Consider the following 12,569-nt stretch of genomic DNA (forward strand, 5'->3'; position numbering starts at 1 on the left):
GAACTAAAAGAACATTATCGATTTGAGCTATTGCTCTAAAATGTGTATTGTTTAAGAATTGCACGTTTGTTTTTTTCATTGTCAACAAAAAAAAATTCTGTCATAACAGTGCAATATGTTAAAAAATTTTTCTGTTTGTATAGATTTAAAAAAAACAATCATTGTTAAATACGATTGTTTTTAGTTATTTAATTGTTAAAAATACTGGAACATTCTCTCTTTTTTAAGCTGCTTTAAAGATAAGCAGAGCAATAAATGGCTTAATGGTCCCTCCTCGTTTTTGCATAATAAAAGCTTGGATTTGGCAAAAGATGCCTTTTAGAAATACCGCGTCAAGTTTCTATGATGCGGATTGAATGAAACATGATTTTTACCTGTGCGGTACTGCGGCCTAGGCTGAAAAAGAGAAATAGGCTGAAGCCTTGTTCTTTTTTAGAACTGTTTGACTGGATTAGGCATGCGGCAAAAAAACCAGCTAATTTATCATTGCAGGCAGCTGGCCTGAAGATTTGCCGTGATTGATTGAGTGGTGCAGTAAGGTTAGGGATAAAGCGTAGTTTAAGTTCTGATGAAGCGCCCAGGACAGGATGCTGGCAATAATGATATGGAATGCCCGAATCAATTGGCCACAATGAAAACATGCAGCCAGAAAAAGACCAAATGATAGAAATGTGTTTAAATATTGACCAGATGTTAAAATAGTCTGTTTCTTGTTTATTTAAAATATTATTTGATTTTTAATAAAATTTTGATGCGGTTCTAGATGAGTTTAATCCTGACCGAAACTATAGGCTTTACTTGTTTTGCGAAATGTCACATAATGTGTTCATTAGATCAGCTAGATCATTATTTTTGTGATCTCTGACTGATTCTCCACATTTTTAGTTTTATCCGTCCAGCTTTCCCCAAGGCTGGGCTTTTTTTTGCCTGAAATTTAAGGTTTCTTCTATTGCTTTGGAGCAGGGAAGGGTATTTATGGCGTCAATGAATTAGAGCTGGGAAAGAAAAATGCACCAATAGTGTGCGTAAAAATCATTGGAATGTTTTTAACCGAATAAAAAAAAGCCCAGTTTTCTGCAAAACTGGGCTTTTTTCGCCAAAATTTGTGGGGGAGTTTAAAATTACTGCTGAGGATGATCTTAAATTGCCCCAATGCTGTGCATTATGCACCAAATTGTATCAATTTAAAATATGCTTTTAATTCTTTATTATAAAAAAACAGCAGTTTTTTGATATGCGAATGAAATCTAAAGTGAAAGATATTGATAAAAGCGTGCTTTATAATATAATTATTGAATATAATGTGAATTGCATCACTAAAGGTAAGCGCTGGCTTGTGATTCAGACTGTGATCAGCAGTCAGATAGACTGCCGTACCTAATGGAATTTTTTTCTTATTTGACGAGTCAAATGCATTAAGTACAGGATTTGAATTATCGCTAGACATGCTTTGCGTTCAGAACATATCAGCAACCGGCTATGGGCAGCGATGCTGGTAGTTGTTTTATCTGTGCTTTTAATTGGCATGCCGCTGATCGTGGGCAGCTACAGAAGCTATCAAAAAAGTTCTGACGCTTTATTGGAAATTCAAAACCTGAAAATCGTGGCGGAATTGGCAAATCAAATTTCCAAAGAGCGCGCGCCATCCAATAATGCAATGTCCAGCTCGCCTGAAGATGTGCCGCGGCATTTGGAAGCGCTGCAAAAATACCGCGCTGAAGTCGACCTCCAAATTCAATCAACGCTGCAAAAATTAGAACAGTCCGGACAGCACAGTACTGTGCAGGAACTGGAGCATAATTTTTTGCCTGTCTTGATGAAAGGCCGTCAGGCAATTGATCAATATATTGCTTTGCCATACCCGCAGCGCACTATGCGGCAGATGGATGATGCGGTATTGGCAATGTTTGCCGCATGGGACCAATGCTATGAAGCGCTTCAAGGTTTGGTTCGAAATGCCGCTGAAAAAGATGCTGTGTTATCCAGCTATTACACTTTAATTTTGCTGCTGGCAGATTTGCGGGATCAAGCTGGACGCACAGCATCGAATGTTATGGCGCCAGTGACTTTTAATGAGCGCATGCCTGAGGATAATTTGGCCAGCTCTATGCAGACGCTGCGCCAGACACAATATCTGTGGAAATTGGTCGGGGTGATTCAGCCGGCAGATGCAAAAACAGACGAATTTCAAATTCTGTATCAGCAGGTGAAGGTTCGATTTTTAGACAGAGGCTTGCCGATTATCACTGGGCTAATGCATGAGAGCATAGAAGGCCAGCCATTCAGCATAAGCGGCCCTAAATTGACCGCAGTGATGGTGGATAAATTTGCCACAGTCGTTGATTTACAGAATCATATTTTAGAAACCAGCATCAGCAACGCCGCTGCAGAGAAGAACAAGGCGCGGCAGGAATTGATTTATGCCATTTTAATGGTTTTAGTATCATTGCTGACTGTGCTGCTGACCATGATCTATGCCAGAAAATGGGTCTTTGAACCGCTGATTCTGGCGCGAGAGCAATTATTTGCTTTAGCCCGGGCTGAACAAGCGGCTTCTTCATCTAAAGCCTTTAGGCCTGACGCGACAATTTTTGATGCGATTAACCGGCTGCAGCTGAAACTGCAGCAGCGTGAAGCCTTAGAGTTCCAGCTGAAGCATATTGCGCATTCGGATTCTTTGACAGGTGTGGCCAACCGCTTTGCTTTGGATGAATATATTAAGCTGATAGAAAACCAGCCGGATCAATTTCAAAATTCCTGTGTCATTTTGGTGGATATTGATAATTTTAAGCAGGTGAATGACAACTTGGGCCATATCATGGGCGATGCTGTGATTCGTACTGTTGCGGAGTGTTTGGAAAACACGGTGCGCACTTCAGATTTGCTGGTGCGTTACGGCGGGGATGAGTTTTTGGTGCTGATGGAGAATGTCAGCTTGCCAGCGGCGCTGAAAATTGCTGAAAAAATCCGGAAAGCGGTGCTGGCTTCGGAGCTTTTTGCCAGTGAAGCCTTTGATCAGGTAAAAGTGTCGATTAGCGCTGGGGTTGCGGTTGGAGCGCCAAGCTGGATGGAATTGCTGGTGCAGGCGGATGAGGCGCTGTTCCGGGCGAAAGCGAAAGGGAAAAATACGGTTTCTGATTAGTTTTTTGTTTTCATATTCTTATGTTGCGTTCATATGAATAATTGTTCGCAATTTGCATTTCCTCATTTTGCGCCATGGTTTGTTAATTGAGTTGCGTAGGAAGCTTTCTGCTTTTGAAAGAACAAAAGCAGGAAAATTCTTTGGTTTACCTGAGGGCATGTCCGTGTGCCCTAGTCAAACGGGCGACATCCATGTTGTGGGTCATATGATTGAACTTCTATGATTTAAAAGCTATAAAAGTACTAATTTTTTAATAATTATATGGTTATGAAGCAAGAAGAGCGTTTAGAAGAAATTTTTAGAAAAAATGATAATAAAGGTATTGCGGTTGCGATTACGGGTTGCTGGGGAGTTGGGAAAACTTTCTTTTGGAATAGCTTTTTAGACAAAATGCAATCTGTGGAAAGAGTTGATAAGAAAGATGCGGTTTTTAACCGAAAGTATGCATATATTTCTTTATTTGGAATCGAGTCTTTAAGCGATTTAAAAACTCAGATTTATAGCAATATTGAAAATCATCATTCTGCTATTGAAGTTCCTAAATGGCTAAAAGGTTTACCTTCAATTTTCAAAGATACACGTGTTAGCCAATTAGGGATAAGTGCGCCTGTTAAATTGATTGATAACCTAATGTTTAATCAAATTAAAGATGCCATCATTTGCTTCGATGATTTTGAGCGTATGTCGAGTAAGCTTGATATTAAAGATGTTATGGGATTGGTCAATCAGCTCAAATTAGAAAGAAATTGTCAGGTCGTTTTGATTTTAGATGAGTTGAAGACTGACGATGCTAACAAAATAAAATATGCTGAATATAAAGAAAAATTGATTGATGAGACGATAAAAATTACATCTGTAGAACCTCTAATTCGTGAAAATGCAAAAGGTATAGATGAACCATTAGTGGATTTGATGGTGGAATTTGCCGATGAATTAGAAATCCATAATTTTAGATTATTTCAAAAAGTTATTAAACTATATAAACAATTTTTAGAAAAATTGCCTGAAGAAGTTGCTTATTCAACAAAAGAAATTATTTTAATTAGAGTTTTGCAAGGCTATTTGATTGAGGATTATGGTCAAAGTTTAAATGTAGGATGGAATGATTTTACGACTGAAAAAACAATGGAGATATTAGAACAAACTAATGATGATTTAAACAAAGTTACTCATAAACTTTTTAATAAGCTTAATAATATTCATTACAAATTTACAGGCTCATCTGATGGTTGGTTTATTCAATTTAAAAATTGGTTTGAGCAAAAAGATCAAACAAATAAAGATGCTTTAAGCGATTTAGCTAATTCAGAATTGATTTCCGAAAGATTTGAATTGCTTAAAGAACATAGGAAAAAACTGTGGGATCAATTTTGGAATAATAAAATTGATGTTGATTTTCCTAAACAATTATTTGATAGAACATTGCCATTGATTGGGGTTTTAGAGATTGAAAATCTAGACTTTACTTGTACAATTTTAAACAAATTAGGTGCAGTCGAATTAGCGAATGAACTGAGTGATAAAATTTATCAATGGATAAATAAAGAGCTGAGAGAAGATCAGTTAAGTTTTATAGATATTTTTGCATCTTGGAAGCAATCAAAAAATGAATTTTATGAATATATTGATAAGTATCAAGAAAAGCATTTGTATGAAGGTTTGCCAAGTTTATTAGAAACTGTACATCAATATACGCTTAATAATGGATGGAGTCCTAAACATACACGTTCTTTAGAAATAGCATCTAAAAATGATTGGAAGGAATTGTTATTTGAGAAAATTCCTAATGATGAAAGATTCCAATATGTGAATAGTAATTTGATTGCTTCTAAAATGATTAAGCAATTGATGGAGCCTGAGCTTAATCAAAATATTAAGAAAATGATTATTGAAATTTACGAAGAGAAAGGAAACGAATCTGAATTTTATAAAAAATATATGAATTATTTGATCTCTAGATTAGATGACTAGAAATCCTCCCCAGCCCTCCTTTAAAAAAGGGGGGCTCCTCATCTTTACTAAAGATGAGGAGCACTGCTGCGCAGGGGGGATTCTATTTCAACAACGGCTTCAAGAACTTCGCAGTATGTGAAACTTTTGATTTCACCACCTGTTCCGGCGTACCTTCGGCAATAATCATACCGCCGCCGGCACCGCCTTCAGGGCCTAAATCGACAATCCAGTCTGCGGTTTTAATCACATCCAGATTATGCTCAATCACCACAATGGTGTTGCCCTTGTTGCGCAGCTCATGCAGGATGTCCAGCAGTTTGGCGATGTCATGGAAATGCAGGCCAGTGGTCGGTTCATCCAATACATAAAGCGTTTTGCCCGTATCGCGCTTGGCCAGCTCACGCGCCAATTTCACCCGCTGCGCTTCACCGCCAGAAAGTGTGGTCGCAGACTGGCCCAGACGGATATAGCCCAAACCGACTTGGTTCAAGGTTTCCAAACGGCGGTGAATGACAGGAATCGCATCAAAGAAATGCATCGCATCTTCAACCGTCATTTCCAGCACATCCGAAATGTTTCTGCCTTTGTAATTCACTTCCAGCGTTTCGCGGTTATAGCGTTTGCCGTGGCAAGAATCACAAGGCACATACATATCCGGCAGGAAGTGCATCGCCACTTTAATCATGCCGTCGCCTTCGCAGGCTTCACAGCGGCCGCCTTTCACGTTAAAGGAAAAACGTCCAGCCGCATAGCCGCGGGCTTTGGCTTCCTGCGTCTGCGCAAACAGTTCACGGATTGGCGTGAAGAGGCCAGTATAGGTCGCAGGGTTGGAACGCGGGGTGCGGCCAATCGGGCTTTGGTCAATATCCACCACTTTATCCAAAAACTGCAGGCCATCAATTGAATCAAATTTCTCAGCAGTCAGTGTCGTTGCGCCATTCAGCTGCGTTGCAGCCAGCGGCAATAAAGTGCGGTTGATCAAGGTGGATTTACCGGAACCGGAGACTCCTGTCACGCAGGTCATAATGCCCAAAGGCAGGGTCAGATCAACATTTTTCAGGTTATGGCCGGCCGCGCCCATCAGCTTGATCTGCTCTTCAGGCTTCGGCGGCTGTACGCGGGCTTTCGGCACTTCAATTTTCAGTTTGCCCGACAGATATTGCCCGGTCAGCGATTTTTCGTTGGCTGCCAGCTCATCATAGGTGCCTTCAGCAATCACATAGCCGCCATGCACGCCAGCGCCCAGGCCGATGTCGATAATATGGTCAGCTGCGCGGATCGCATCTTCATCATGTTCAACCACCAAAACCGTGTTGCCGAGGTCGCGCAGGCGCACCAAAGTTTCCAGCAGGCGGTCATTGTCACGCTGATGCAGGCCAATCGAAGGCTCATCCAGCACGTACATCACACCCATCAAGCCTGCGCCGATTTGCGAAGCCAAACGGATGCGCTGCGCTTCACCGCCCGACAGGGTTTCTGCAGAACGCGACAGGCTCAAATAGTTCAGGCCGACGGAGACTAAAAAATGCAGGCGCTCACGGATTTCTTTAAAAATTTTATCAGCGATTTCACCTTTGGCGCCGCTGAGGTTTAAATGCTGATAATAATCTTCGGCATCGCCAATCGACATCTTGGTGATTTCGGCAATGGTTTTGTCTTTGACGCGGACATTGCGGGAAATTTCATTTAAGCGCGAACCGCCGCAGGCATCGCAAGCTGCATTCGACAGATACTGCGCCAAATCTTCCCGCACATAGTTGGATTCAGTTTCGCGGTAACGGCGTTCCAAATGTGGCAGAATGCCTTCAAAGGCCTGCACGCGGCTGTGGCGGCGGCCGCGTTCATCAATATAGCTCAGGTCAATTTTTTCTTTGCCTGTGCCGTAAAGGAACTTTTTCTTGGTGTCGGTATCCAGCTCATTCCACGGCGTTTCCAACGTGAAGCCATAATGATCCGCCACTTTCTGGATCATGCTGTAATAATACGGGCGCTGTCTGTCCCAGCCGCGGATTGCGCCTTCACTGATGCTGAGTCCAGGGTTGGGAATCAGTTTTTCTGCGCTGAAATGGCTGCGAGTTCCCAAGCCGTCGCAAACCGGACAGGCGCCAAAGGGGTTGTTGAAGGAAAACAGGCGCGGTTCCAGTTCCGCCACAGCGCGGTCGCATTCCGGGCAGGAGTGTTTGGCGGAAAAAACGCGGTCGGCCTGTTCGCCTTTTATCCACGATAAAATAGCAATATCGCTGCCTAGGCGCAGCGCGGTTTCAAAGCTTTCGGCAATGCGGTTGCCCAGATCATCACGCACTTTAAAGCGGTCGACCACTACTTCAATGCTATGCTTTTTCTTTTTGTCCAATTCCGGCGGCGGATCAATTTCCATGATTTCACCGTCCACGCGCGCGCGGACAAAGCCTTGGCTCTGCAGCTGTTCAAACAGCGCAGTGTATTCGCCTTTGCGCTCACGCACCACAGGCGCCAGCAGCATCAGCGCCGTGCCTTCTTCCAGCGCTTTGACTGCATCGACCATTTCCGTCACGGTTTGCGCCACCATCGGCAAGTCATGTTCAGGACAGTACGGCGTGCCGACCCGCGCATACAGCAGGCGCAGATAATCGTAAATTTCAGTAATCGTGCCCACAGTTGAACGCGGGTTGTGGCTGGTGGATTTCTGCTCAATGGCAATTGCGGGGCTAAGGCCTTCAATGGAGTCGACTTCCGGCTTTTCCATTTGCGATAAAAACTGGCGCGCATAAGCCGACAGGGATTCGACATAGCGGCGCTGGCCTTCGGCATACAAGGTATCGAAAGCCAAAGAGGATTTGCCTGAACCGGAAAGCCCCGTAATCACCACAAACTTGTCGCGTGGAATATCGAGAGACACATTCTTTAAATTATGGGTGCGTGCGCCTCGAATACGGATATGGCTTTGGCTCATAAAAACATCTCGGTCAGGTATAAATGAAAAGGTATATATGATAGCGCATGAAAAATGTTCAAGTGTAAAAAACCTCGGATTTGGCATTTAATTATGAGAAAAAGGCAGATTTTTTCCGCATTCAAAATGAAGGATGCCTAGGGAGCGGGCCATAAAGCCTGATAAACTGCAGGCATTCGAATTGATGAATGAATGGCTGCGGGCAGCGCCTCGTATGGCTCATGAAGGACAGCGCATGAATTTAATCTTTAAAGCACGTTTAGTGCTGGCTGCCGCGGCGATGCTTGTGGCATTGACGGCTTGCCAGCAAAAACCGGATGTGCAGGCAAAAAAATATGCCACGGTTGCAGAAGCGTCCAAAGCGCTGGACGCAGAAAGTGAAATCATTGATCGGCTGATTGTGCAGCTGGGTCAGGCCAAAGACCCCGCGGAAGAAAAAAAGCTGAGCTGTGAACAGATCCCTGCGCATTATGCGCAGATGCTGGCTATCATGGAGGCCAATCAGCACTTAATGAGCGATGCCGATCAGAACGTGCAGCAGCAGTTCAAGCAGCTGGCGGAGCAGCAAAAAATCCGTTTTCAAAGCAATCTGCTGTGCAAATCAGCGCATTAACTCATTTAGGCCTGAATCCATTGAGGCCTTGCTCTGCAGTAGACAAGTATGGGTTTGGACTGCTGAACGGCCGGGCCGTTTGAGCTGGGGAAAATTATGCTGTCCTTATTTTTAAAAAGCCTGCTGGGCGCCGCGGCGGTACTGATCATTGCGCTTTTTTCTAAAAGCAAAGCCTTTTATATTGCGGGCCTTGTGCCGCTGTTTCCGACTTTTGCCCTGATTGCGCATGTGATTGTATCGCAGGAAAAAGGCGCTGAAGCGCTGCGCCAAACGGCGCTGTTTGGGATGTGGTCGCTGATCCCGTACTTTGTTTATCTGCTGCTGGTCTATCTTCTGGCGGAAAAAATGCCCTTATGGAGCTGTCTAGGCGCAGCAGCGTTGGGTTGGACGGCGGCCGCGGCGGTGCTGATTTATCTGTGGCCGCGGTTCTGAATCCATTATTGGGGGCGCACATTGCTGAGAGGCTTGGCAGGGCTGACTGAATAGAGCATCGCCCCACACCATTCAAGAAAATCATACGAAGTGTTTTGGCATCGCGGGCAAAAGCGGTCATAATTGCCGGCATTAAACCTTAAACATTTTTAAGATTTACCCATTTCCCATATTTAAATACATTCATAGGTCGATTTGTCATGATGAAACATTTTGGTTTCTCTATCATCTTTACGATCGTGTGTCTTGCAATTGCTGCGTATTGGGGCTTTAGCCACGGGCCAAACGCAGGCGTTCAAGCCATGATTACCGCACTGACCATTACTGCGATTCTGGCAGTGATGGAAGTTTCACTGTCATTTGACAATGCGGTGGTCAACGCCTCTGTGCTGCGCGGCTGGGATCATTTCTGGAAAATGATTTTCCTGACCGTCGGCATCTTGGTTGCGGTTTTCGGCATGCGCCTGATTTTCCCGATTGTGATTGTTGCAGTGACGGCGGACATGGGCATGATGGAAGTGGTGCAGATGGCGCTGAATGATCCGAAAAATTATTCTGAACGCCTGATTGCGCATCATGCGGAAATCGCTGCATTCGGCGGCGCGTTCCTGCTGCTGGTGTTCCTGAATTTCTTCCTGGATGAAGGCAAAGATACCCACTGGTTCCGCTGGCTGGAACGGCGTTTGGCCAATTTGGCTAACGTGCCGGCCATGTCGGTTTTCTTGGCTTTGATTGCGCTGCTGATCATGGCGGCCAATGTGGAAGAAGCCAAACGCCTGGTGGTGACCATGGCAGGGATCTGGGGCATTGTGATTTATATTGGCGTGCAGGTGCTGAGCCATATGCTGGGCGGTGAGCCGGAAGTGGATGAAAACGGCAATGCCGTCGGCCATGATGCCAATGGCGCGTCGACTGGCGTGATTAAAGCGGGTCTTGGCGGTTTTATTTATCTGGAAGTTTTGGATGCGTCATTCAGTTTTGACGGCGTGATCGGCGCCTTCGCCATTACTTCAGATGTAGTGATCATTATGCTGGGCTTGGCGATTGGCGCGATGTTCGTGCGTTCGATGACCATTTACTTGGTGGATAAAGGCACGCTGGATGCCTATATCTATTTAGAGCATGGCGCGCATTATGCGATTGGCGCGCTGGCTTTCATTATGCTGGCCAGCGGCACGGGCGTGCATGTGCCGGAAGTGGTGACAGGCCTGATTGGCGTGGCGTTCATTGTTTGGGCCGTGATTGCATCGATTCAATATAAAAAACGCCAAGAGCTGCGCGGTTAATCTTCACTTCATAAAATAACGCTACAATCCAAGGGTGCATGAAATGCGCCCTTTTTTATTGCAGGGCGAGTGCATGAATACATCAGCACCGGCAGCCGGAATGATGTAGGATATCTGCATCTGTTAGTCCCTTGATTACGCTTATTGATATGATGAATGCTATAGAACGCCGCTCAACTTTTGCCCTAAGCAGTATTTTTGCATTGCGCATGTTGGGCTTGTTCATGATTATCCCGGTTTTCTCTGTAGCGGGGCAGTCTTATCAATATGCAACGCCGGCGCTGATTGGCCTTGCAGTGGGTGTATACGGCTTAACGCAGGCCATTTTGCAGATTCCTTTCAGCCTGATTGCAGACCGCTACAGCCGCAAGCCTCTGGTTGTTTTTGGCCTGCTGCTGTTCGCTTTGGGCGGCGCGATTGCCGCCATGTCTGAAACTATTTACGGTGTGATTATCGGCCGTGCAATTGCTGGCGGCGGCGCCGTTTCGGCAGTGGTGATGGCGCTTTTGGCGGATGTGACCCGTGAAGAGCAGCGCACCAAAGCCATGGCGATAATGGGGATGAGCATTGGCTTGTCTTTTGTTGCCGCGTTTAGCCTTGGGCCTTGGCTGACCGGCTTGGTCGGCATTTCAGGCCTGTTTTGGGTCACCACCATTATGGGGCTGGCGGCGATTTCCATGCTGCTGCTGGTGCCGAAAGTGACCCGTCATCACCGCAATTTTCAGCAAGGCTATCTGACCCAGCTCAAGCAAGTGCTGAAAATGGGCAATCTCAACCGCCTGCATGTTTCGGTCTTTTCCTTGCATCTGCTGCTGACCGCGATGTTTATTTATGTGCCGTCACAGCTGATCGACTTTGCTAAAATCCCGTTGTCCAGTCACGGCCTAGTGTATCTGCCTTTGCTGGTGGTCAGCCTGTTTTTTGCTTTCCCGAGCATTATTTTGGCGGAAAAATACCGTAAAATGCGCGGTATTTTCCTGACTGCAATTGGCGGCATTATTATCGGGCTGGCGGTGCTGATTTTCGGTTATCAGTCTAAATACGTGCTGCTGACCGGCTTGGGGCTGTTCTTTATTGCCTTTAACGTAATGGAAGCGCTGCTGCCGTCTTGGCTGTCGAAAGCGGCGCCGATTCAGTCCAAAGCCACCGCCATGGGCGTCAATGCCAGTGCGCAATTTCTAGGCGCGTTCTTTGGCGGCATGATCGGCGGCCAGCTGCTGTTGCTGAACAATACGGCGATGGGCTGGGGCATCCTGACCGCCATTGCGGTCATTTGGCTGTTCATCAGCTTTGGCTTGGCGCAGCCGCGCTATTTGTCTTCGCTGGTTTTACGCTTGCCGGAAACCAAACAAACAGATGAATGGACTTCTCAGCTTTTAGCGATTCGTGGTATTGAAGAGGTTGTGGTGATGTCTGATCAGCAAGTGGCCTATGTTAAGGTGGATAAGCAGCAAATTGATGAAGCTGCGCGACAACATTTAACGCACTTGTTCGGGAAAGAGGTAGCCATTTAATGATAACTCTTATAAAGTAAATAATAGAAATAGATAGGATGTAAACATCAGATGCGCGGTGTAAATAAAGTTATTTTAGTAGGCACATTAGGCCGAGATCCAGAAACAAAAACTTTCCCGAATGGCGGTTCGCTGACTCAGTTCTCTATCGCGACCAGCGATTCCTGGACTGATAAAAGCACCGGTGAGCGCAAAGAGCAAACAGAATGGCACCGTATTGTGCTGCACAACCGCTTAGGTGAAATTGCGCAGCAATACCTGCGCAAAGGCTCTAAAGTGTACATTGAAGGTTCATTGCGCACCCGCCAGTGGACAGACCAAAATGGTCAAGAGCGTTACACCACTGAAATCCGCGGTGAGCAGATGCAGATGCTGGACAGCAACCGTTCGCAAGGTGAGCAAGGCCAAGGCTTTGAGCAGCCGCGCTTCAACAATAACAGCGGTCAGCAAGGCGGTTATAATAATAACCAGTCTGGCGGCTACGGCAATCAGGGCGGCAATAACCAAGGCGGTTATGGCAATCAAGGCGGCAATAATCAAGGCAATGGCTATGCCAACAACAATCCAAGCGGTTTTGCGCCTAAGCCTCAAGCAGCGCCAGCGGCTGCTCCAGCAGATTTGGATGATGATCTTCCTTTTTAATTTGCTAAATCGCTGAAAAATATAAAAACCCTTTGCTTCTGCAAAGGGTTTTTTG

General features: G+C 45.4%; 8 protein-coding genes. 7 read left to right on the top strand and 1 reads right to left on the bottom strand.

What is annotated here, in order from left to right:
* Positions 1-1,489: 1,489 nt before the first annotated feature.
* Positions 1,490-3,142: a GGDEF domain-containing protein gene (locus ACE3T3_RS06375; RefSeq protein ID WP_374665166.1), complete on the top strand. Its 1,653-nt coding sequence runs from the start codon at positions 1,490-1,492 to the stop codon at positions 3,140-3,142.
* A 267-nt stretch (positions 3,143-3,409) separates the two neighbouring features.
* Entirely contained in the window at positions 3,410-5,113 is a 1,704-nt protein-coding gene (locus ACE3T3_RS06380) for a KAP family P-loop domain protein (RefSeq protein WP_374665168.1), read from the top strand.
* An 82-nt stretch (positions 5,114-5,195) separates the two neighbouring features.
* Here the strand turns inward: ACE3T3_RS06380 and uvrA are convergent, their stop codons facing one another.
* Positions 5,196-8,027 carry an excinuclease ABC subunit UvrA gene (gene uvrA, locus ACE3T3_RS06385; protein ID WP_374665170.1) on the bottom strand — a complete coding sequence of 944 codons (2,832 nt, stop codon included), beginning with the start codon at positions 8,025-8,027 and terminating at the stop codon, positions 5,196-5,198.
* Between the two features lie 235 nt (positions 8,028-8,262).
* Between uvrA and ACE3T3_RS06390 the strand changes: the two genes are divergently transcribed.
* The 5 genes from ACE3T3_RS06390 (at position 8,263) to ssb (ending at position 12,514) form a co-directional block, all read left to right on the top strand.
* Entirely contained in the window at positions 8,263-8,640 is a 378-nt protein-coding gene (locus ACE3T3_RS06390) for a hypothetical protein (protein ID WP_374665171.1), read from the top strand.
* 96 nt (positions 8,641-8,736) lie between these two features.
* Entirely contained in the window at positions 8,737-9,072 is a 336-nt protein-coding gene (locus ACE3T3_RS06395) for a GlpM family protein (protein WP_374665173.1), read from the top strand.
* Positions 9,073-9,272: 200 nt separating this feature from the next.
* Positions 9,273-10,358 (top strand): DUF475 domain-containing protein, encoded by a 1,086-nt coding sequence (locus ACE3T3_RS06400; RefSeq protein ID WP_374665175.1) that lies wholly within the window; start codon positions 9,273-9,275, stop codon positions 10,356-10,358.
* Between the two features lie 149 nt (positions 10,359-10,507).
* Complete coding sequence (locus tag ACE3T3_RS06405) at positions 10,508-11,872, top strand: MFS transporter (RefSeq protein ID WP_374665177.1); 1,365 nt, start codon at positions 10,508-10,510, stop codon at positions 11,870-11,872.
* 51 nt (positions 11,873-11,923) lie between these two features.
* Complete coding sequence (gene ssb, locus ACE3T3_RS06410; protein WP_374665179.1) at positions 11,924-12,514, top strand: single-stranded DNA-binding protein; 591 nt, start codon at positions 11,924-11,926, stop codon at positions 12,512-12,514.
* The last annotated feature ends 55 nt before the right edge of the window (positions 12,515-12,569 follow it).

The sequence above is a fragment of the Acinetobacter sp. genome, from assembly GCF_041919735.1.
Classification (GTDB): domain Bacteria; phylum Pseudomonadota; class Gammaproteobacteria; order Pseudomonadales; family Moraxellaceae; genus Acinetobacter.

Coding starts and splice junctions, on each gene's coding strand:
- ACE3T3_RS06375 (WP_374665166.1), top strand. CDS start 1,490: ATGCTGGTAGTTGTTTTATCTGTGCTTTTAATTGGCATGCCGCTGATC.
- ACE3T3_RS06380 (WP_374665168.1), top strand. CDS start 3,410: ATGAAGCAAGAAGAGCGTTTAGAAGAAATTTTTAGAAAAAATGATAAT.
- uvrA (WP_374665170.1), bottom strand. CDS start 8,027: ATGAGCCAAAGCCATATCCGTATTCGAGGCGCACGCACCCATAATTTA.
- ACE3T3_RS06390 (WP_374665171.1), top strand. CDS start 8,263: ATGAATTTAATCTTTAAAGCACGTTTAGTGCTGGCTGCCGCGGCGATG.
- ACE3T3_RS06395 (WP_374665173.1), top strand. CDS start 8,737: ATGCTGTCCTTATTTTTAAAAAGCCTGCTGGGCGCCGCGGCGGTACTG.
- ACE3T3_RS06400 (WP_374665175.1), top strand. CDS start 9,273: ATGATGAAACATTTTGGTTTCTCTATCATCTTTACGATCGTGTGTCTT.
- ACE3T3_RS06405 (WP_374665177.1), top strand. CDS start 10,508: ATGATGAATGCTATAGAACGCCGCTCAACTTTTGCCCTAAGCAGTATT.
- ssb (WP_374665179.1), top strand. CDS start 11,924: ATGCGCGGTGTAAATAAAGTTATTTTAGTAGGCACATTAGGCCGAGAT.